We start from the raw sequence: 20,266 nt of genomic DNA, 5'->3' as shown, positions 1-20,266 counted from the left end.
GCCAGCCGCACCAGGTAACCGGACGAAGATTCCGACCTGATGGGCACATATTCGAGCACGCTTGGTAACCCGGCGGACATGCCAGCGGCGGTACCACCGATTGGTACCGCCGCAACCCTGTTCAGGCGCCGTTCACACCTGTTCGGGCGGCCGTTCAAGGCGCCGGTCCGGGCGAATGAAGCAAAGCTTCCGGAATTCCCGGACAGCATCCGGACCTTCACCGCGCCGTCACTTTCGCGGCCTTATGCCGCACCGCGCTGCAGCGCCTCGCAGACCGCGGTGCTCTCCCGTACGCCGAGTTCCACCGCGCGCCCGCAGTGTGCGATCCATGCCGCGACGCCCTCCGGGGTGCCGGAGACATAGCCCTCCAGGGCGGCGACATAGGCCGCGCGGCCCAGTTCGGCGTGCCCGACCTCGGCGGGGCAGATCGCCTTCGGGTCGAGCCCGCTGCCGACCAGCACGATCCGCTCCGCCGCCCGGGCGACCAGCCCGTTGTGCGAGGCGAACGGCCGCAGCGCGAGCAGCTCGCCGTGCACCACCGCCGCGGCCACCAGGGCCGGCGCCTCGGTACCGGCGAGCAGGAGCCGCGACAGGCCGTCCAGCCGCCCGGCGACCTCTTCGGCGTCCGGCAGCGGCAGTTCGACGAGCGGTTCGGCCACCGGCTCACCGGCCAGGCGGGGCCGCCCCACGGTCTCGTCCGGCGCTTCCTTTCCGGCCGCCACGAGATGGAGCCGCGCCAGCACCCGCAGCGGCGACTGCCGCCATACGCTCAGCAGCTGGCCCGCCTCGGCGGTCAGCCGCAGCGCCGCGCCGACCGTCCGCGGCTCCCCTTCGACACTGAAGTCGGTGCGGCGCCTCAGCTCTTCGAGCGCCCAGTCGGCCCCGGCCAGCGCCGCGGAACCGCGCGCTCCACGCAGCGCCGCCTCGGCGCTGACCTCATTGCTGCGACGCCGCATGATCCGGTGGCCGTAGACCCGGTCGACGCTCTTCCGTACGGCGTCCACGGAGTCGGCGACCCCCGGGAGCGAGGCCAGGGTCGCCAGCGGATCGGCACTCGGGTGCGGGGGTGCGGGGGACGCCCCCCGGGAGATTCCAGCCATGGGTACGACCCTACGCACCACCGGGCCGGGCCCCTCGAAGGAGTGGTCTTCTTCACGCAAACCTCTCACCCAGAGGAATATCGACATTACGCTTGGTGAACATGAAGATCGCTTTCGTAGGCAAGGGCGGCAGCGGCAAAACCACCCTGTCCTCCCTGTTCATCCGGCACCTCGCCGCGGCCCGGGTCCCCGTGATCGCGGTGGACGCCGACATCAACCAGCACCTGGGCGCCGCGCTCGGCCTCGACGAGGCGGAGGCCGCCGCACTGCCCGCGATGGGCGCTCATCTCCCGCTGATCAAGGACTACTTGCGCGGGAGCAACCCGCGGATCCCGTCCGCCGCCGCCATGATCAAGACCACCCCGCCCGGGGAGGGATCGCGGCTGCTGCGCGTCGGCGAGGACAACCCCGTCTACGACGCCTGCGCGCGGACGGTGGAGCTCGACGGCGCCGGCGTCCGGCTGATGGCCACCGGGCCGTTCACCGAGTCCGATCTGGGGGTGGCCTGTTACCACTCCAAGGTCGGCGCGGTCGAACTGTGCCTGAACCACCTGGTCGACGGGCGCGAGGAGTATGTCGTCGTCGATATGACGGCCGGTTCCGACTCCTTCGCCTCTGGGATGTTCACCCGTTTCGACATGACCTTCCTGGTCGCCGAGCCGACCCGTAAGGGCGTCGCCGTCTACCGCCAGTACAAGGAGTACGCGCGGGACTTCGGCGTGGCCCTGAGGGTGGTGGGCAACAAGGTGCAGGGCCCGGACGATGTGGCTTTCCTGCGCGAGGAGGTGGGCGACGACCTGCTGGTGACGGTCGGGCACTCCGAGTGGGTGCGCGCCATGGAGAAGGGCCGCCCGGCCCGTTTCGCCTACCTCGAGCAGGCCGCCCGCCGCGCCCTGGAGGCGCTGCACGACACGGCGGACGCGGCCTACGGGCGGCGCGACTGGGAGCGCTATACGCGCCAGATGGTGCACTTCCACCTCAAGAACGCGGAGAGCTGGGGCAATGCGAAGACCGGGGTCGACCTGGCCGCCCAGGTCGACCCCGCCTTCGTACTCTTCGAAGGAACGGCCGCCCCGCAGCCTGTGTAACCTGCCGCGCCGCGCGCGCCCAGGGTGGCCCGGAGTCTGCGGGCCACCCCTCCAGGCGCAGGGACCTCCGGAAAGGTTTTCCCAAAAACCACACCATCCTGAAATTCACCCAATAGAGGGACATATTGCGGCGAATGCCCGCAAAGACTTCTCACTCCCTTTACCTGTCATTACGATCCATTTACCGATGCTTGAGGGTCACCGGATCGTCACCCACCGCGACGCACGCCGGTCGGCTCGCCTCCCGCCGCAGTACACCGCCGCCCCACGATCACGCCCCGCGCGATCGCGTCGCCCCGGAGGAGACGGGAATGCCGCAGATCGAGAAGTCCCCGCCGCAGCCGCCGCGCGCCCCGTACCGCACCGAGCCCCCGCTCGGCGAGACCCCGCTCGGCGAGACCCCTGAGCCCCCTCCTGGGCCGCGTACCCGCCGGGAGGAACCCCGCACGAGGAAGGCGGGCCGGTCCGCCGTCCGCCGGGACCTCTCCGCCTCGGCCGTCGTCTTCCTGCTCGCCGTCCCGCTGTCCCTGGGCATCGCGCTGGCCACCGGCGCCCCGCCACAGGCCGGGTTGGTCGCCGCGGCCGTCGGCGGCATCGTCGCGGGACTGCTCGGCGGCGCCCCGCTCCAGGTGAGCGGGGCGGCCACCGGCCTCCTGGTGGTCGTCACCGACCTGGTTCAGCACTACGGATGGCGGGCCACCTGCGCCATCACGGTCCTGGCCGGACTCGCCCAACTCGCCCTGGGCGCCCTGCGCGTGGCCCGTGCGGCGCTGGCCATCAGTCCGGCGATCGTGCACGGCACACTGGCCGGCATCGGTGCCACCATCGCCATCGGGCAGCTCCATGTGGTGCTCGGCGGCAGCCCGGACAGCTCAGCGCTCGACAACACCGCCGCACTGCCCGGCCAGTTGGCGCATCCGCACCTGGCCGCCCTGCTGATCGGCGCCGCCACCGTCGCCGTACTGGCCGGCTGGGGGCGGCTGCCGGGCCGCGTCGGCCGATGGCTGCGGGTGCTGCCGGCCCCGCTGGCCGCGGTGCTCGCCGCGACGGCCGCGAGCGCGGGAGCGGCCGTACCGCGCGTCGAGCTGCCGTCCTGGGGGATGCCCGAGCTGCCCACGCTGCCGGACGCGTCGGTTCCGGCCCTCGCGGCCGCGGTCCTGACCGTCACCCTCGTCGCCAGTATGGAGTCACTGCTGTCCGCGGTGGCCGTGGACCGGTTGGCGGCCGAGCGGCCGGACGCCCCTACGGGCCGCACCCGGCTCAACCGGGAACTGGCCGGCCAGGGGGTGGCCAATGCCGTCTCCGGACTCCTGGGCGGGCTGCCGGTCTCCGGGGGTGCGATCCGCGGCTCGGCCAACGTACGAGCCGGTGCGGCGACCCGGCGCGCCACCGTGCTGCACGGCGTATGGGTACTGCTGTGCGCGGGCCTGTCGGCCGCCGTTCTGGAGCTGATCCCGCTGGCCGCGCTCGCCGCGCTGGTGATGGTCGTCGGCGTACGGATGGTGAGCTTCGCGCACATCCGCCATGTGCAGCGGCACCGCGAATTCCCGGTGTACGCCGCCACCTTGGGCGGGGTCGTCCTCTTCGGCGTCTTCCAGGGCGTACTGACGGGCATCGCGGTCGCGGGCTTCCTGGCGCTGCGCCGGCTGACCCACACCCGGGTCACGGTGACGCAGGAGGGCGAGGGCTACCGGGTGTGCGTCAGCGGGCAGTTGACGTTTCTGGCGGTGCCGCGGCTGACCCGGGCACTGGCGCTGGTGCCGGCGCACACCGAGGTGGTCATCGAACTGCGCGGATCCTTCATGGACCATGCCGCGTACGAGGCACTGCAGTCCTGGAGCAACGCCCATAGGGCGCACGGTGGCTGGGTGACCCTTGGGGGCCGTGCGAGCCGCCCGCTCACCGAGCCGGCCGGCTCGCACTCCTGCCGACCGTGGACGCCGTGGCGCAATCACCACTGCACCCGGCCCGCCCCGGACCTCACCGCCTCCCCGGAGAGCAGCGGCGGCCAACTGCTGGGCGGGGTCAGCGCGTTCCAGCGCCACACGGCTCCGCTCGTACGGGAGGAGCTCGCCCGGCTGGCGCGCGAGGGCCAGCGGCCCACCCAGCTCTTCCTCACCTGCGCGGACTCCCGGCTGGTCACGAGCATGATCACGTCCAGCGGGCCGGGCGATCTGTTCACCGTGCGCAACGTCGGCAACCTGATGCCGCCGCCCGGTTCGGACGCCTCATGCGACTCGGTGGGTGCGGCGGTCGAGTACGCGGTGGAGGTGCTGCGGGTCGGCTCGATCACGGTGTGCGGGCATTCCGGGTGCGGCGCCATGGGGGCGCTGCTCGACTCCGCCGCTCCGAAGGAGGACCAGCCGACGCCGCTCTCCCGCTGGCTGCGGCACGGGCGGCCGAGCCTGGCGCGGATGCAGCGCATCGGCCGGCTGGGGCGGGGCGATGTCGCCCTGAGCGGGCGACCGGTGACCGACGATCAGGAACGGCTGGCGCTCGTCAACGTCCGGCAGCAGCTCGACCACCTCCGGGCGCATGCGTGTGTCGCCCGCCGGGTGGCCGAAGGGACGCTCACGCTCCACGGCATGTACTTCCACGTCGGCGAGGCCCAGGCGTACCTGCTCGACGAGGCCACCGGGCAGTTCCGCGCGGTCCGCGGCGAGTCGGCTCCGCGGACGGCCTGACCTGCGCGGCCGCCTCCCCGCACCCGCCGAACGGACCGCCTGCCCACAGGTCTACACCAATACTTTTCCACAGCCCTTGTCAGCGCGGGCCGCGGGCTGATGAGCTATGGCCCGGGACACATCGGACGCCCTGGGAAAGGGAGAAGTTGTGAGCAACGAAAGCCTGGCCAGCCTGTTGAAGGAGGAGCGGCGCTTCGCTCCGCCCGCCGAACTGGCCGCGAACGCCAACGTCACGGCGGCGGCGTACGAACAGGCCGCAGCGGACCGGCTGGGCTTCTGGGCCACCCAGGCACAACGCCTGACCTGGGAGAGCGAGCCCACCGAGACGCTCGACTGGTCCAACCCGCCGTTCGCCAAGTGGTTCGCCGACGGCAAGCTCAACGTCGCGTACAACTGCGTGGACCGCCATGTGGAGGCGGGCCTCGGCGACCGGGTCGCCATCCACTTCGAGGGCGAGCCGGGCGACACCCGCGCCCTCACCTACGCCGAGCTGCAGCGCGAGGTCTCCCGCGCCGCCAACGCCCTGACGGAGCTGGGCGTTGAGGCAGGCGACCGGGTCGCGATCTATATGCCGATGATCCCGGAGACGGTCGTCGCCATGCTCGCCTGCGCCCGCCTTGGTGCCCCGCACTCCGTCGTCTTCGGCGGCTTCTCGGCGGACGCACTGGCGACCCGTATCAACGACGCCGACGCCCGGGTCGTCATCACGGCCGACGGCGGCTACCGCCGGGGCAAGCCGAGCGCGCTGAAGCCCGCCGTGGACGAGGCACTCGCCAAGCCCGGCACGGAGAACGTCCGCAGCGTCCTCGTCGTACGCCGCACGGGCCAGGACGTCGCCTGGACCGAGGGCCGGGACGTGTGGTGGCACGACCTCGTCGAGCGCCAGAGCGACCAGCACACGCCCGAGGCCTTCGACGCCGAGCACCCGCTCTTCATCCTCTACACCTCGGGCACCACGGGTAAGCCCAAGGGCATCCTGCACACCACCGGCGGCTACCTCACCCAGGTGGCGTACACCCACCACGCGGTTTTCGACCTCAAGCCGGAGACCGACGTCTACTGGTGCACCGCCGACGTCGGCTGGGTGACCGGCCACTCGTACATCACCTACGGCCCGCTCGCCAACGGCGCGACCGAGGTGCTCTACGAGGGCACGCCCGACAGCCCGCACCAGGGGCGCTGGTGGGAGATCGTGCAGAAGTACGGCGTGACGATCCTGTACACCGCGCCGACCGCGATCCGCGCCTGTATGAAGTGGGGCGACGACATCCCGGCGAAGTTCGACCTGTCGTCCCTGCGCGTCCTGGGGTCCGTCGGTGAGCCGATCAACCCCGAGGCCTGGGTCTGGTACCGCAAGCACATCGGTGCCGACCTGACGCCGGTCGTCGACACCTGGTGGCAGACCGAGACCGGCGCGATGATGCTCAGCCCGCTGCCGGGCGTCACGGAGACCAAGCCCGGCTCGGCGCAGCTGCCGCTGCCCGGTATCGCCGCCACCGTCGTGGACGACGAGGCCCGCGAAGTCCCGGACGGGGCCGGCGGCTACCTCGTGCTGACCGAGCCCTGGCCGTCCATGCTCCGCACGATCTGGGGCGACGACCAGCGCTACCTCGACACCTACTGGTCACGCTTCGACGGCAAGTACTTCGCCGGCGACGGCGCCAAGAAGGACGAGGACGGCGACATCTGGCTGCTGGGCCGGGTGGACGACGTGATGCTGGTGTCCGGGCACAACATCTCCACCACCGAGGTCGAGTCGGCGCTGGTCTCGCATCCGAAGGTGGCCGAGGCCGCGGTCGTCGGCGCCACCGACCCGCAGACCACCCAGGCCATCTGCGCCTTCGTCATCCTGCGCGGCGGTGCGGCCGGGGCGGAGACGTCCTCCGCCGACGCGGAGGGGAGCCTGGTCGAGGAGCTGCGGGCGCATGTCGCCAAGCAGCTCGGGCCGATCGCCAAGCCCAAGCGGATCCTGCCGGTCGCGGAGCTGCCCAAGACCCGCTCGGGCAAGATCATGCGGCGGCTGCTGCGCGACGTCGCCGAGAACCGCGACCTCGGTGACGTGACCACGCTCACCGACTCCTCGGTGATGGACCTGATCCAGGCGAAGCTGCCGAGCGCCGCGAGCGAGGACTGACGCCGCCGCCAGGCCAGGGCCTAGGCACCGGCGAGGACGGAGCGGAACGAGCGACGGAGGGGCATCCGGGCCACAGCGGCCGGGGTGCCCCTCCGCCGTGCTCCGGCGCTCTCCGCTGCCCCAGCGCCCGCAGCCCCCGGCGGCCCGCTGCCCGGCGCCTGCCAGTCCCTCTCCCCACCCCGCCCGCAGCCCGGCGGCCGGCCTCCACGCCCTGAGAGCCGCCCGAATTGCCCGTAAAGTGAGACCGCCGAATAGCGCTTCGGGCCAGCCCGGTAAAGTAGGAGCAGCGTCAACGACGCGTAAAGATCTGGGTGCGCCGGGAAGTCTGGTCGGCAACTGCCACAGCCATACGCAGCTGCCGAAGCCCGGAGGTCCCGCACATGACTGCACCCACCCCCCGCCGCTCCCTCTTCCTCGGGCGCATGTCGCTTCCCGAGCGGAACTTCATAGCCGACGCGCTGCGCACCGAGACGGTCGGCGGCGTCCTCCTCCTCGTCGCCGCCCTGACCGCCCTGATCTGGGCGAACACCATGGGCGGAAGCTACGAGGCGGTCCGCGGCTTCCACCTCGGCCCGGCCTCCCTGGGCCTGGACCTGTCCATCCAGCACTGGGCCGCCAACGGCCTGCTCGCGGTCTTCTTCTTCGTGGCCGGTATCGAGCTCAAGCGCGAACTGGTCGCCGGCGAACTCCGGGATCGCCGGGCCGCCGCGCTCCCCGTGATCGCCGCGGTCTGCGGTATGGCGGTGCCGGCGCTCGTCTACACCGCCGTCAACACCATCGGCGGCGGCTCGCTGCAGGGCTGGGCGGTCCCCACCGCCACCGACATCGCCTTCGCACTCGCCGTGCTCGCCGTCATCGGCACGTCCCTGCCGTCCGCACTGCGCGCCTTCCTGCTCACCCTCGCCGTCGTCGACGACCTCTTCGCGATCCTGATCATCGCGACCTTCTTCACCTCGAAGATCAACTTCGTGGCGCTCGGCCTCGCCGTCGCCGGCCTGGGGCTCTTCTACCTGCTGCTGCGCAAGGGTGTCCGCGGCTGGTACGTCTACGTCCCGCTCGCCGTGGTCATCTGGGCCCTGATGGAGAACAGCGGGGTGCACGCCACCATCGCCGGTGTCGCCATGGGCCTGATGCTGCGCTGCCACCGCCATGACGGCGAGAAGCACTCCCCCGGCGAGCACATCGAGCACCTGGTCCGCCCGATCTCGGCCGGACTGGCGGTGCCGCTGTTCGCCCTGTTCTCCGCCGGCGTGGCGATATCCGGCAACGCCCTCCACGACGTGTTCACCCAGCCGGAGACACTCGGCGTCGTCCTCGGCCTGGTGGTGGGCAAGGCGGTGGGCATCTTCGGCGGTACGTGGTGCACCGCCCGCTTCACCAAGGCCGAGCTGAACCCCGACCTCAAGTGGCCGGACGTCTTCGCGGTCGCGTCCCTCGCCGGTATCGGCTTCACCGTCTCCCTGCTGATCGGCGAACTCGCCTTCACCGACGATCTGGCGCTGGCCGACGAGATCAAGGCCTCGGTGCTGATCGGCTCGCTGCTCGCGGCCGTCTGCGCCGGCATCCTCCTCAAGCTCCGCAACGCCAAGTACAGGAAGCTCTGCGAGGACGAGGAGCGGGACGAGGACCTCGACGGCATCCCCGACATCTACGAACTCGACAATCCGGAGTACCACCTCCGGATGGCCGCGATCCACGAGGCCAAGGCCGCCGAGCACCGGCGGCGGGCCGAAGTGGCCTCCGGTATGCACACCGGCGACGATGGTCCGGCATGATCTGAGAGGCTTTGCAACCGGGTGACGAGAAGAGGGAGACGGCGATGAGCGCAGCCGACGCGGGCGGGGAGCGCAGCCTCGGGCAGCTGGTGGCCACGGCCACCGCCGAGATGTCCGCACTGGTCCACGACGAGATCGCACTGGCCAAGGCGGAGCTGCGGCAGGACGCCAAGCGGGCGGGCATCGGCAGCGCCGCGTTCCTCGTGGCGGGCGCACTGGCGCTGTTCGCACTGCCGGTGCTGAGTTTCGCGGCGGCGTACGGCATCCACAACCTCGGCCTGGGGCTCGCCTGGTCCTTCCTGATCGTGGGCGGCGCCTTCCTGGCCCTGGCCGGTCTGCTGGTCCTGCTCGCGCTCGCCAAGCTCAAGAAGATCAAGAAGCCGGAGAAGTCCATCAACTCCGCCAAGCAGACCGCGGCCGTCCTGCAGAAGGCCAAGCCACACCCCCGAGTGGACGCCGCGGACCACCCGGTCCTGGAGTCTGTGACACGCTCATCGGTATGACAGCTGCCGACAGCACCGCCTCGGTCGTCCGTGTCGACGTCCCCGGCGGGTACGAGGTGTCGCACCGTGACGTCGCGGCCAACGGCGCGCGCTTCCACATCGCCGAGATGGGCGACGGCCCGCTGGTGCTGCTGCTGCACGGCTTCCCGCAGTTCTGGTGGACCTGGCGGCACCAGCTCCCGGCGCTCGCCGAGGCGGGCTTCCGCGCGGTCGCCATGGACCTGCGGGGCGTCGGCGGCAGCGACCGCACCCCGCGCGGCTACGACCCGGCGAACCTCGCGCTGGACATCACCGGCGTCATCCGCTCCCTGGGTGAGCCGGACGCCGCGCTCGTCGGGCACGACCTGGGCGGCTACCTGGCCTGGACGGCGGCGGTGATGCGGCCCAAGCTGGTGCGCCGGCTCGTGGTGGAGTCCATGCCGCACCCCCGGCGCTGGCGCGCGGCGATGCTCGCCGACGTCCGGCAGAGCGCCCGCAGTTCACACATCTGGAGCTTCCAGCGGCCCTGGCTGCCGGAGCGCGCGCTGACCGCCGACGACGCGGCCCTGGTGGGCCGGATGATCCGGGACTGGTCCGGGCCCCAGCCGCCGTACGACGAGGCGATCGAGGTCTACCGGCGGGCGATGAGCATCCCTTCGACGGCGCACTGCTCGATCGAGCCGTACCGCTGGATGGTGCGGTCGCTGGCCCGCCCCGACGGCATCCAGTTCAACCGGCGGATGAAGCTGCCCGTACGGGTACCGACGCTGCATCTGCACGGCTCGCTGGACCCGGTGATGCGTACCCGCAGCGCGGCGGGCTCCGGCGAGTACGTCGAGGCGCCGTACCGGTGGCGGCTCTTCGACGGGCTGGGGCACTTCCCCCACGAGGAGGACCCGGTCGCGTTCTCCACCGAGCTGATCAACTGGCTGAAGGATCCGGAACCGGACCGGTAGGCCCCGGAACCGGACCGGCAGGCCCCGGCCTCACACTCCGGTCGTCGGACTCCCGTCGTCCGGTCCCGTACGACCAGGCGCCGACGTACGCTGAGCGGTTGGTCCGGACCGCTCAGCGGTACCCGTTCGCATCGGACTCGAACACTCGCCTGACGAACGGCCACTTGCCCGGCGCATAGGCCAATTGGCCGTCCCCGCGGCGGTTACGGACCTTGGGGCACGGGCAGAGTCGAGGGTATGGGCTGGACGCACGACTACCGTGACGTGGCACGCAACCGCCGCAGCAGCGCCGCTGCCGTGGGCACACAGGACAGGGGCACACCGGATTTCGAGTCCGGTACGTCCCCTGAGCCGGCGCACCCGATGGGCATCCCGCGCATCCTGCGCCGCAGAGCGCGCTGGATGAGCGCGCGCCTGCGCCATCCCCGCGGCTGAGCCGCTCACCCACCGGCGCACGCCGTCAGCCGCACGGCGCGCCCCCCAGCGCCCGAGCTCCCCGAGCGCCCCCGAGGACGGCCGCTTCCCGTCAGACCGCGCTCCTCGCGCTCAGATCGCGCAGCCCTGGCTGTCGACCTGCTGACGGGCCGTACGGCCCTTAAGGACGTCCTGACGGACCTCATCGGCGGTCAGCGCGTAACCGGTGTGCGAGTCGTCCAGCGACTTCGCGAAGACGACGCCGTAGACCTCGCCCTCAGGGGTGAGCAGCGGACCGCCGGAGTTGCCCTGCCGGACCGTGGCGTAGAGCGAGTAGACATCACGGCCGACCGTGCCGCGGTGGTAGATGTCCGGACCGTTGGCCTGGATACGGGCCCGGACACGGGCCGCGCGGACGTCATAGCCGCCGTTCTCCGGGAAGCCGGCGACGATCGCGCTCTTGCCGCTGCTCGCGTCCGCGTCGGCGAACCGCAGCGCGGGGGCGTCGAGCGAGGGCACGTCCAGAACCGCGATATCGCGCTCCCAGTCGTAGAGCACGACCGTGGCGTCGTACATCCGGCCCTCGCCGCCCACCTGGACGGTCGGCTCGCTCACCCCGCCCACGACATGGGCGTTGGTCATCACGCGGTGCCGCGCGAAGACGAAGCCGCTGCCCTCCAGCACCTTGCCGCAGCCGGGAGCCGTGCCCACGACCTTGACGATGCTGCGCTTGGCCTGAGCGGCCACCGGGCTGGTGGCCAGTCGGGGATCGGGCGCCGGCACATGGGTGATCGGTTCGTTGGAGAACGGCGTGAAGACCTGCGGGAAGCCGTTCTGCGCGAGGACCGAGGAGAAGTCCGCGAACCAGGTGCCGGCCTGCTGGGGCATCACCCGGGACACCCCGAGCAGCACCTTGGAGTTACGGACCTCCTTGCCGAGGGTCGGCAGGGACGTACCGGCCAGCGCGGAGCCGATCAGCCAGGCGACCAGCAGCATCGCCACCACGTTGACCAGCGCGCCACCGGTCGCGTCCAGGGCCCTCGCCGGTGACCAGGTGATGTGGCGGCGCAGTTTGTTGCCCAGATGGGTGGTGAGCGCCTGGCCCACGGATGCGCACACGATCACGATGGCGACCGCGGCGATGGCCGCGAAGGTGCCGGGGGTGGCATCGCCCGTGATCTCGTTCCAGATCACCGGCAGCACGTACACCGCGACCAGCCCGCCTCCGAGGAAGCCGATCACGGAGAGGATGCCGACGACGAAGCCTTGCCGGTAGCCGACGATCGCGAACCACACGGCCGCGAGCAGCAGCAGAATGTCCAGGACGTTCACGCCGGACACCGTCTCACGAGCGCCAGTCGAGCGGGACCTGCTTGTCGCGGTCCCACGGAATCTCCCACCCCGCGTAATGCAGGATGCGGTCGATCACACCCGCCGTAAAACCCCAGACCAGAGCGTCCTCGACGAGGAATGCCGGACCGGTGTGGCCGCTCGGGTGGCGGGTGGTCACGCGATGGGCGGGATCCGTGAGATCCGCCACGGGAACCGTGAAGACCCGGGCGGTCTCCGCCTGGTCGACCGCGCCCACCGGGCTCGGCCGCCGCCACCACCCCAGGACCGGCGTCACCACGAAGCCGCTGACGGGGATGTAGAGCCGCGGCAGCACACCGAAGACCTGCACACCGGACGGGTCCAGGCCGGTCTCCTCCCGGGCCTCACGCAGCGCCGCCCGCACCGGCCCGGGGCCCTCGGGGTCGCCGTCCTCCGGGTCGAGCGCGCCACCGGGGAAGGAGGGCTGGCCGGCGTGGGAGCGCAGCGTGCCGGCGCGCTCCATCAGGAGCAGCTCGGGGCCGCGCGGACCGTGGCCGAAGAGGATCAGCACCGCGGACTGCCGGCCGCCGTTCTCGGGCGGCAGGAAACGGCTGAGCTGACGCGGCTCGACCGTGGCGGCCGCCCGCACCACCGGGTCCAGCCACTCGGGCAGGCCATCGGCCGTGATCGCGACCGTGGCCGCCGCCGCGGCCTCGTCGCCCCCCGCCGGACCACGGGGCTCCGCTTCCTCCCCGTACCGCTGCTCCCGTGCGCTCCTCATACGCGCCCCCTCAGGCCTGGCTTCGATGGTGGGATGGTGCGATGGCGCGGTCAGGCCTCAGGCGCACCGCGGACGCGATCATGACGCGCTCACCGGGGGCGCCATCGGCGGCGCGGGCTGCCCCGGATAGCCGGCCGGCGGCTTCAGCCGCTGCCCCGGCTGGCCGCCGAGCTCGTACTTGAGCAGCTTCCTGGCCTTCTCCGGGTCCGTCTCGCCCTCGCCGTAGGCGGGGCAGAGCGGGGCGATGGCGCAGGCCCCGCAGGCGGGCCTGCGGGAGTGGCAGACGCGGCGGCCGTGGAAGACGACGCGGTGCGACAGCATCGTCCACTCGCTCTTGGGGAAGATCTCGGCGACGTCCGCCTCGACCTTCTCCGCGTCCTGGTGGGTGGTCCAGCCGAAGCGACGCGCGAGACGGCCGAAGTGGGTGTCCACCGTGATGCCCGGTACGCCGAAGGCGTTGCCCAGCACCACATTGGCGGTCTTGCGGCCCACCCCGGGGAGCGTGACCAGGTCCTCCAGGCGGCCGGGCACCTCGCCGCCGAAGCGGTCGCGCAGCGCCGCGGACAGGCCCAGCAGCGACTTCGCCTTGGCCCGGAAGAAGCCGGTGGGCCGGATCAGCTCCTCCAGCTTCTCCGGGGGCATCGCGGCCATGTCCTCGGGCGTCGGGCAGAGCGCGAACAGCCGCGGGGTGGTCTGGTTGACCCTCAGGTCGGTGGTCTGCGCGGACAGCACCGTCGCGACCAGCAGCTCGAAGGGGTTGGTGAAGTCCAGCTCGGGGTGGGCGTACGGATACAGCTCGGCCAGCTCGCGATTGATCCGGCGGGCGCGGCGCACCATGGCGACCCGCGACTCGGGCTTGCGGGCGGGCGTCTTCTTGGTGGCGGTCTTCGCGGTGGGGGCCTTCTTGGCTGCCGTCTTCGCGGTGGCGGTCTTCGTGGTGGTTGCCTTCTTGACGGTCTTCCGGGCGACCTTCTTGGCCGCCGACGGCTTCTCAGGGGTCTCGTTCACGGCGGCCTTCTTCCCTGCCAAGGTCGTGCCTTCCGGGCTGGTGTCCTGCGCCGTCGCCCGCGACGCGCCGGACCTCCGGACGATCGACTTCCGGTTGCCCGTCGCCCCGGGGGGCGATTTGCTACTTTTATCCGAATCGGACGATCCGCCGGACGCCTGTTCGCCCACAGCGGAATCACGCCGTGTACTCACCCGTCCGGCCCCCAGTCCTCTGCTCTCACCGGCGTATTGGACACTCGGCCAGACTAAGGCCACCCACTGACATCCGGCTTGATCACCGTTATTCGTCACCCCAATCGGCCCCCTGCCTTATGGCTGAGGCCACCGGTCCGGCAAACTTGTGATTGATCGCACTGTTTTGCATTCCGGCATGATGGGGACCACAGTCCCCCGGAGCATGTCGACAAGGAGAGATCTCGTGGACGACGTTCTGCGGCGCGCACCGCTCTTCGCGGCGCTCGATGACGAGCAGGCGGCCGAGCTGCGCGCCTCGATGGGAGAGGTCACGCTCGCCCGCGGCGACGCCCTGTTCCACGAAGGGGACCCCGGCGACCGCCTCTACGTGGTCACCGAGGGCAAGGTAAAGCTGCACCGCACTTCCCCCGACGGCCGGGAGAACATGCTCGCCGTGCTCGGCCCCGGAGAGCTGATCGGCGAGCTCTCCCTCTTCGACCCGGGCCCGCGCACCGCCACCGCCACCGCGCTGACCGAGGTGAAGCTGCTCGGCCTGGGCCACGGAGACCTTCAGCCATGGCTGAACGCCCGCCCCGAGGTCGCCACGGCCCTGCTGCGCGCGGTCGCCCGCCGACTGCGCAAGACCAACGACCAGATGTCCGACCTGGTCTTCTCGGACGTACCGGGCCGCGTGGCGCGCGCCCTGCTCGACCTGTCGCGCCGCTTCGGTGTGCAGTCCGAGGAAGGCATCCACGTCGTGCACGACCTGACGCAGGAAGAGCTGGCCCAACTGGTCGGCGCCTCGCGCGAGACGGTCAACAAGGCGCTCGCGGACTTCGCCGGCCGCGGCTGGCTGCGCCTGGAGGCGCGCGCCGTGATCCTGCTGGACGTCGAGCGGCTGGCCAAGCGCTCCCGCTGACCCGGCCCGCAAACGGCCCCAGGGCCCCGCTCCGGCGGGGCCCTTCGCCATGGGCCCGGAGAGGCTCTTCACCTTCGCGCCTTCACGCCTTCACGCCTTCACGCCCGGCGCCCTTCGCCACTACGCGCCGTCGATCAGCCCGTGCTCCCCCAGGTAGTCAAGCTGCGCACGTACCGAAAGCTCGGCCGCCGGCCACAGGGACCGGTCGACGTCGGCGTACACGTTCGCGACGACCTCGGCGGGCGTGCGATGGCCGGCCTCGACCGCGGTCTCCACCTGGGCCAGCCGGTGGGCACGGTGCGCCAGATAGAACTCCACCGCCCCTTGGGCGTCGTTCAGCACCGGCCCGTGCCCCGGGAGGACGGTCGCCACCCCGTCGTCCACCGTGAGCGAGCGCAGTCGGCGCAGCGAGTCCAGGTAGTCGCCCAGCCGCCCGTCGGGGTGTGCCACCACGGTGGTGCCGCGTCCCAGGATCGTGTCACCGGACAGCACCGCGCGGTCGGCGGGGAGGTGGAAGCAGAGTGAGTCCGCGGTGTGCCCCGGTGTGGGCACCACGCGCAGCTCCAGACCGCCAGTGGTGACGACATCGCCCGCCGCCAGCCCCTCGTCACCGAGGCACAGGGCCGGATCCAGCGCCCGTACAGCCGAATGGGTCAGCTCGGCGAACCGGGCGGCCCCCTCGGCGTGGTCCGGGTGACCGTGGGTCAGCAGCGTCAGCGCAATGCGCTTGCCGGCCCGCTCGGCGGTGTCGATGACGGCCCTGAGGTGGCCCTCGTCGAGCGGCCCCGGGTCGATGACGACGGCGAGGTCGGAGTCCGGCTCCGCGACGATCCAGGTGTTGGTGCCGTCCAGCGTCATCGCCGACGGGTTCGGGGCGAGCACACAGTGGGCGCGCGCGGTGGCCGGCCCGGAGATCGCTCCGCCACGGGGCTGGCCCGGGAGGGCGGCTGCTTCGGTCATGTGGGGGTCCCTCCCTGGGTACGAGCGGCGCCTGAAGGGCCGTCGGCTGCGCCGTTTCCGGCGGCGCCACCGTCTGTGTCGGTCCGCGCGCTGTGCCCGGTGGATTCGGTGGGCTCGGCGGATCGGGTGCGCTCGGCGGATTGGGCGCGCTCAGTGGTTTGGGTGTGCTCGGCGGATTGGGTGTGCTGCGTGAATCCGATGTGCTTGGTGAATTCATCGTGCCCCGGCCAGCTCAACACGATCTCGCCACCCACCAGGCGTGCCTGAGCCAGCACCGGCGTCAGGTCCTGGCCCTCCGCGGCGGCCAGCACCTCGGCGGCGGTGGCGTACGGCTGGATCGCGCGCAGGGTCGCGATCGTCGGCGGCATCATCAGCAACTCGCCCCGGTCGTAGCCGGCCGCGGCCTCCTCGGGGCGGATCCACACGGCGAGGTCCGCCTCTGAAGACACGGCGGACGCGGCAGATGAGGCGGATGAAGCGGATGAAGCGGCCGCGTCAGACGTGACAGGCGTCCCCCCGGCTCCGGCTCCGGACCCGGCTCCGGACCCGGCCCCGGAGCTGATCGGCGCACCTTGGGGAAGAGTGCGCTGGCCCTCGGGCAGCGCGGCGACGAAGAACCAGGTGTCGTAGCGCCGGGGCTCGAACTCCGGAGTGATCCAGCGCGCCCACACACCCAGCAGATCGGAGCGCAGGACCAGGCCGCGACGCCCAAGGAAGTCGGCGAAGGACAGCTCATGGGCAACCAGGGCGGCGCGGTCCGCCTCCCACTCCTCGCCCGTGGTGTCCGCGACAACGGTGTCGGCCGAGGTGCCGGCGAGCAGCACACCCGCCTCCTCGAACGTCTCCCGGACCGCCGCGCAGATGATGGCCTGCGCGGTGCCCGGATCGACGCCCATACGGACCGCCCACTGGGCGAGCGAGGGCCCGGCCCAGGCCACCGGACGCTCGTCCCGTGGGTCGACGGCACCACCCGGATAGGCGTACGCGCCCCCGGCGAAGGCCATGGAGGTGCGCCGCCGCAGCATGTGGACGGCAGGGCCACCGCCGGATCCCCACACCCCCGCTTCCTGCGACTCCTCCGGGTCCCGCAGCAGCAGGACGGTCGCGGCCCGACGGGGCTCGGCAGGCGCCAGCTCACCGCGCGCGAGCGCCCGGATGCGGTCAGGCCACTCCGGCGGGTACCACTGGCCATTGGTCGTCGACGACATGGCCGGATGCTATGCGCTCGCACGGGGATGTTCGAGGGCCACTTTCGAGCCGGTGGTTGACGGGGCGGGCGGGCGCCTCTCCGCTGCTGAGCGCGAGGCCCGGCTCGCCGCGCTCGCGCCACTGCCCCTTCCCCGAAAGGGCCACTGCCCCTTCCCGAAAGGGAGGGGGCAGTGGAAGCGAACGCGCGACACGCAGCGGCTATGGCGAAGTGGCCGCAACGAAGCCGCTACTCCGCCACCTCGACCTGGATCTCCACCTCGACCGGCGCGTCGATCGGCAGCACCGCCACGCCGACCGCCGACCGGGCGTGCACACCCTTGACGCCGAGGATCTCGCCGAGCAGCTCGCTGGCGCCGTTGACGACGCCCGGCTGTCCGGTGAAGTCCGGCGCGGAAGCCACGAAGCCGACGACCTTGACGACCCGCTGGATCTTGTCGAGGTCGCCGATGACGGACTTCACAGCGGCCAGCGCGTTGAGCGCGCAGGTCGCGGCGAGTTCCTTGGCCTGCTCCGGGCTGACCTCGGCACCGACCTTGCCGGTGGCCGGCAGCGCACCGTCCACCATCGGCAGCTGGCCGGAGGTGAAGACGTACGAGCCGGAGCGCACCGCGGGCTGGTACGTGGCCAGCGGCGGCACGACCTCCGGCAGTTTGAGCCCGAGCGCTGCGATCTTGTCCTCTACGGCGCTCACGCCTTCTCCCGCTTCATGTAGGCCACCAGCTGCTCGGGGTTGTTCGGGCCCGGCACGCACTGGACCAGCTCCCAGCCGTCCTCGCCCCAGGTGTCCAGAATCTGCTTCGTCGCGTGCACGAGCAGCGGCACGGTCGCGTATTCATACTTTCGGCACGGGGTGCCCATGGTCTCTCCCGAGGTAGTCGGCGGCATGACGATTCACGCAGCAGCATACGAGCGCCCGTCCCACGGCTGTGAGAACGGGGCAGGCGCCCCAAAGGAGCCAACTCCTCACAACGCCCCGTCGGCGGCTCGTACTTCTGCGCACGCCCCCACCGGGCACAACCCCAAGAAGGGCGACCAGGCGGCCGACCCTCGCTTTCCATTGCCGGGAGAGTTGCCCATGACATCTGGCTGCCGAGTGGCTGGCCGGCACTGAAATCAAGGACTGATACATCGTTCGCCGAAAGAGGCACATTTCCTGGCCTGTCACATAAGGGCAAGCGGCCTCAGTATTCACTCCTCAATTGCTGGGGGCGAAAGAGGTTGGGCAAGTCTGTACCGCCACATTGAATGATGGAACCCGAGATCGGAAGCTCGGCGAAGTTGCCGTTACCTGCTCCGCTGCCACGGGCTGGGTGGCCCGTGTTGTGCACGCCCGAGTACTTGTCGGCGCATGAGTTGTTCACGGCTGGGGAGAGGAAATCGATAAGGCCACCGGCGGACGCGGGGGTCGCCGTAATGATTCCCGCCCCGATGGATGCCAGTGTGACTCCCAGTACGGCGATGGTACGACATGTGGACATACCTGAGGAACTCCAAGCCGAGCACGCCGGTCACGTACGCTCACCCAATTAGCCTCGCCCTATCCCCATTAGCCTCGCCTATCCGCTCGTCCACCACGCCGCGCTGATCCAGTGAGGCGGCTATGCATATGGCCAGAGCTGTGACCATGGAGGGATGACCTCAGCCATATCGGGAGAAAGACCGAGGAGAAAGACCGATGCGTGAGAGCGGTTCGGATTCTGCAAAGGTTCCACGGTCTGTGAGAGACCAACATGCGGGACGGACGGCCCGGAGTTGACCGCACGAGGGCTTTTGCCCCGGTGACAGACCGAGCACCTCGTCGACCAGGTCGGCGACGAACCGGGTCAGGTGGCCCACCGTCACGCCGCGATCGTTCTTCCTATGGGGTCCCGCCGACACCTGCTCGACTGTGAGTTCCCTCACCAGCACCAAGCGCCCAGCACCCCGCCTGGACACATCCGGCTGGCGGTCCACCCCACCGGCCAGGGACGAACCCGGTCCCCTACGGCACATCCCTGAGCCTCCCCCGCCCCGCCCCTGACCTGTCCCGGACAGTTCGCGGGCAGATCTCAGGGACTTGTCAGGTGTATCCGGTGCGTACCCGCGACGCGCACTGGTTAGGCTCCTTGACGTGAGCAGGCTCCATGTCGTCAGCGGCAAGGGCGGTACCGGCAAGACCACGGTCGCCGCCGCCCTCGCCCTCGCCCTCGCCGCCGAGGGGCGCCGTACCCTCCTGGTCGAGGTCGAGGGCCGGCAGGGCATTGCCCAGCTGTTCGAGACCGAGGCGCTTCCATACGAGGAGCGCAAGATCGCGGTGGGTCCCGCGTCGGAAGGCGCATCGCCCTGGGGCCAGCCCCGGACAGAGCCCGGCGGGGAATCTCTTCGGACCGGCGCACGGCGGGCAGGCGAGGTCCACGCACTGGCCATCGATGCCGAACGCGCCCTCCTGGACTACCTCCAGATGTTCTACAAGCTCGGCAGCGCCGGCCGAGCCCTCAAGAAACTCGGTGCGATCGACTTTGCCACGACCATCGCCCCGGGCCTGCGGGACGTCCTGCTGACCGGCAAGGCGTGCGAAGCGGTGCGCCGCAAGGACAAAAACGGCAAATTCGTCTACGACGCGGTGGTGATGGACGCCCCGCCGACCGGCCGCATCACCCGCTTCCTGAACGTCAACGACGAGGTCGCCGGCCTGGCGAAGATCGGCCCGATCCACAATCAGGCACAGGCCGTGATGCGGGTCCTCAAATCACCGGAGACCGCGGTGCATCTGGTGACACTCCTGGAGGAGATGCCGGTCCAGGAGACCGCGGACGGCGTCGCGGAGCTGCGTGCGGCCGGCATCCCCGTCGGCGGCATCGTCATCAACATGACCCGCCCGGCTCTGCTGGACAATGGCGACCTCGACACCCTCACCGCCCGCAGCGCTCGTACGGGCGTCGCCAAGGCGCTCTCCCGAGCAGGCCTCGGAACCGCCCACCGCGGCGGCGACAGGAAGGGCCAGGAGAGAGAGCAGGGGCAGAAGAGGAGGCAAGGGCAGAAGGGGCAGCGCGAAGCGCTTCCGGCCGGGGCGGTGGCGGGTGACGGGTGGGCCGACCGGCTGATCGACCCGCTGCTGGAGCAGGCACGGGAGCACGCCCAGCGGGTCGAGCTGGAACGCGCCGAACATGCCGAGCTGACCGCGCTCGGCCTGCCCACCTACGAGTTGGAACTGCTCCCCGAGGGAGTGGACCTCGCCGGGCTCTACCGACTGGCGAGAGACCTGCGGAAACAGGGGCCCATATGACCTCGA

17 protein-coding genes are annotated in these 20,266 nt (G+C 71.1%); 9 read left to right on the top strand and 8 right to left on the bottom strand.

Annotated features, from left to right (window positions below; genetic code table 11):
- Positions 1-242: 242 nt before the first annotated feature.
- A complete protein-coding gene (locus ACFY12_RS24495; RefSeq protein WP_390718026.1) occupies positions 243-1,100 on the bottom strand; it encodes an oxidoreductase in 858 nt (285 codons plus the stop codon).
- Between the two features lie 101 nt (positions 1,101-1,201).
- Here ACFY12_RS24495 and ACFY12_RS24490 point away from each other — a divergent pair, with 101 nt between their 5' ends.
- The 7 genes from ACFY12_RS24490 to ACFY12_RS24460 all read left to right on the top strand — a co-directional run bounded on the left by ACFY12_RS24490 (position 1,202) and on the right by ACFY12_RS24460 (position 10,654).
- Positions 1,202-2,188: an ATP-binding protein gene (locus ACFY12_RS24490; RefSeq protein WP_390718025.1), complete on the top strand. Its 987-nt coding sequence runs from the start codon at positions 1,202-1,204 to the stop codon at positions 2,186-2,188.
- Positions 2,189-2,499: 311 nt separating this feature from the next.
- Positions 2,500-4,872: a SulP family inorganic anion transporter gene (locus ACFY12_RS24485; RefSeq protein ID WP_390718024.1), complete on the top strand. Its 2,373-nt coding sequence runs from the start codon at positions 2,500-2,502 to the stop codon at positions 4,870-4,872.
- A 148-nt stretch (positions 4,873-5,020) separates the two neighbouring features.
- Positions 5,021-7,006: an acetate--CoA ligase gene (gene acs / locus ACFY12_RS24480; RefSeq protein ID WP_390718023.1), complete on the top strand. Its 1,986-nt coding sequence runs from the start codon at positions 5,021-5,023 to the stop codon at positions 7,004-7,006.
- Positions 7,007-7,386: 380 nt separating this feature from the next.
- Positions 7,387-8,781, top strand: a complete 1,395-nt coding sequence (gene nhaA, locus ACFY12_RS24475; protein WP_390718022.1) for a Na+/H+ antiporter NhaA — start codon at positions 7,387-7,389, stop codon at positions 8,779-8,781.
- A 44-nt stretch (positions 8,782-8,825) separates the two neighbouring features.
- Complete coding sequence (locus ACFY12_RS24470) at positions 8,826-9,284, top strand: phage holin family protein (RefSeq protein WP_390718021.1); 459 nt, start codon at positions 8,826-8,828, stop codon at positions 9,282-9,284.
- Positions 9,281-10,219, top strand: a complete 939-nt coding sequence (locus tag ACFY12_RS24465; RefSeq protein WP_390718020.1) for an alpha/beta fold hydrolase — start codon at positions 9,281-9,283, stop codon at positions 10,217-10,219. Before ACFY12_RS24470 ends, ACFY12_RS24465 begins: the two co-directional genes overlap by 4 nt.
- Before the next feature lie 237 nt (positions 10,220-10,456).
- A complete protein-coding gene (locus ACFY12_RS24460) occupies positions 10,457-10,654 on the top strand; it encodes a hypothetical protein (protein WP_066931205.1) in 198 nt (65 codons plus the stop codon).
- A gap of 111 nt (positions 10,655-10,765) precedes the next feature.
- Here ACFY12_RS24460 and ACFY12_RS24455 read toward each other — a convergent pair whose 3' ends face one another.
- From ACFY12_RS24455 to nth, 3 genes are all read right to left on the bottom strand, one after another.
- Positions 10,766-11,965 (bottom strand): MarP family serine protease, encoded by a 1,200-nt coding sequence (locus ACFY12_RS24455; RefSeq protein ID WP_390718019.1) that lies wholly within the window; start codon positions 11,963-11,965, stop codon positions 10,766-10,768.
- Positions 11,966-11,978: 13 nt separating this feature from the next.
- On the bottom strand, positions 11,979-12,725 hold the full coding sequence (locus ACFY12_RS24450; protein WP_390718018.1) for an NUDIX hydrolase: 747 nt from the start codon (positions 12,723-12,725) through the stop codon (positions 11,979-11,981).
- 78 nt (positions 12,726-12,803) lie between these two features.
- Positions 12,804-13,733, bottom strand: coding sequence for an endonuclease III (gene nth, locus ACFY12_RS24445; RefSeq protein WP_390718017.1), 930 nt, complete (start codon positions 13,731-13,733; stop codon positions 12,804-12,806).
- Positions 13,734-14,151: 418 nt separating this feature from the next.
- On the opposite strand from nth, the gene ACFY12_RS24440 reads away from it, so the two are divergent.
- The gene (locus ACFY12_RS24440) at positions 14,152-14,826 is read left to right on the top strand and encodes a Crp/Fnr family transcriptional regulator (protein ID WP_003981529.1); all 675 of its coding nucleotides are present in this window, start codon (positions 14,152-14,154) and stop codon (positions 14,824-14,826) included.
- Positions 14,827-14,946: 120 nt separating this feature from the next.
- On the opposite strand, the gene ACFY12_RS24435 is transcribed toward ACFY12_RS24440, so the two are convergent.
- The 4 genes from ACFY12_RS24435 to ACFY12_RS24420 all read right to left on the bottom strand — a co-directional run bounded on the left by ACFY12_RS24435 (position 14,947) and on the right by ACFY12_RS24420 (position 17,853).
- Positions 14,947-15,786 (bottom strand): MBL fold metallo-hydrolase, encoded by an 840-nt coding sequence (locus ACFY12_RS24435; protein WP_390718016.1) that lies wholly within the window; start codon positions 15,784-15,786, stop codon positions 14,947-14,949.
- Positions 15,783-16,994 carry an NUDIX hydrolase gene (locus tag ACFY12_RS24430; protein WP_390718015.1) on the bottom strand — a complete coding sequence of 404 codons (1,212 nt, stop codon included), beginning with the start codon at positions 16,992-16,994 and terminating at the stop codon, positions 15,783-15,785. Before ACFY12_RS24430 ends, ACFY12_RS24435 begins: the two co-directional genes overlap by 4 nt.
- 227 nt (positions 16,995-17,221) lie before the next feature.
- Complete coding sequence (locus tag ACFY12_RS24425; RefSeq protein WP_390718014.1) at positions 17,222-17,686, bottom strand: RidA family protein; 465 nt, start codon at positions 17,684-17,686, stop codon at positions 17,222-17,224.
- Positions 17,683-17,853: a DUF4177 domain-containing protein gene (locus ACFY12_RS24420; protein WP_390718013.1), complete on the bottom strand. Its 171-nt coding sequence runs from the start codon at positions 17,851-17,853 to the stop codon at positions 17,683-17,685. The genes ACFY12_RS24425 and ACFY12_RS24420 overlap by 4 nt, the downstream gene beginning before the upstream one ends.
- 1,252 nt (positions 17,854-19,105) lie before the next feature.
- Here ACFY12_RS24420 and ACFY12_RS24415 point away from each other — a divergent pair.
- Complete coding sequence (locus ACFY12_RS24415) at positions 19,106-20,260, top strand: ArsA-related P-loop ATPase (protein ID WP_390718012.1); 1,155 nt, start codon at positions 19,106-19,108, stop codon at positions 20,258-20,260.
- Positions 20,261-20,266: the final 6 nt, after the last annotated feature.

The sequence above is a fragment of the Streptomyces sp. NPDC001339 genome (assembly GCF_042895955.1).
GTDB lineage: Bacteria > Actinomycetota > Actinomycetes > Streptomycetales > Streptomycetaceae > Streptomyces.
The sequence above is the reverse complement of the archived record's forward strand: the minus strand, read 5'-3'. Positions and strand labels throughout refer to the sequence as shown.

Bases quoted from the DNA above. Each gene is read 5' to 3' on its own strand.
- ACFY12_RS24490 (WP_390718025.1), top strand. From the start codon at position 1,202: ATGAAGATCGCTTTCGTAGGCAAGGGCGGCAGCGGCAAAACCACCCTG.
- ACFY12_RS24420 (WP_390718013.1), bottom strand. From the start codon at position 17,853: ATGGGCACCCCGTGCCGAAAGTATGAATACGCGACCGTGCCGCTGCTC.
- ACFY12_RS24460 (WP_066931205.1), top strand. From the start codon at position 10,457: ATGGGCTGGACGCACGACTACCGTGACGTGGCACGCAACCGCCGCAGC.
- ACFY12_RS24465 (WP_390718020.1), top strand. From the start codon at position 9,281: ATGACAGCTGCCGACAGCACCGCCTCGGTCGTCCGTGTCGACGTCCCC.
- ACFY12_RS24470 (WP_390718021.1), top strand. From the start codon at position 8,826: ATGAGCGCAGCCGACGCGGGCGGGGAGCGCAGCCTCGGGCAGCTGGTG.
- ACFY12_RS24495 (WP_390718026.1), bottom strand. From the start codon at position 1,100: ATGGCTGGAATCTCCCGGGGGGCGTCCCCCGCACCCCCGCACCCGAGT.
- ACFY12_RS24450 (WP_390718018.1), bottom strand. From the start codon at position 12,725: ATGAGGAGCGCACGGGAGCAGCGGTACGGGGAGGAAGCGGAGCCCCGT.
- nhaA (WP_390718022.1), top strand. From the start codon at position 7,387: ATGACTGCACCCACCCCCCGCCGCTCCCTCTTCCTCGGGCGCATGTCG.
- ACFY12_RS24430 (WP_390718015.1), bottom strand. From the start codon at position 16,994: ATGTCGTCGACGACCAATGGCCAGTGGTACCCGCCGGAGTGGCCTGAC.
- ACFY12_RS24485 (WP_390718024.1), top strand. From the start codon at position 2,500: ATGCCGCAGATCGAGAAGTCCCCGCCGCAGCCGCCGCGCGCCCCGTAC.
- ACFY12_RS24435 (WP_390718016.1), bottom strand. From the start codon at position 15,786: ATGACCGAAGCAGCCGCCCTCCCGGGCCAGCCCCGTGGCGGAGCGATC.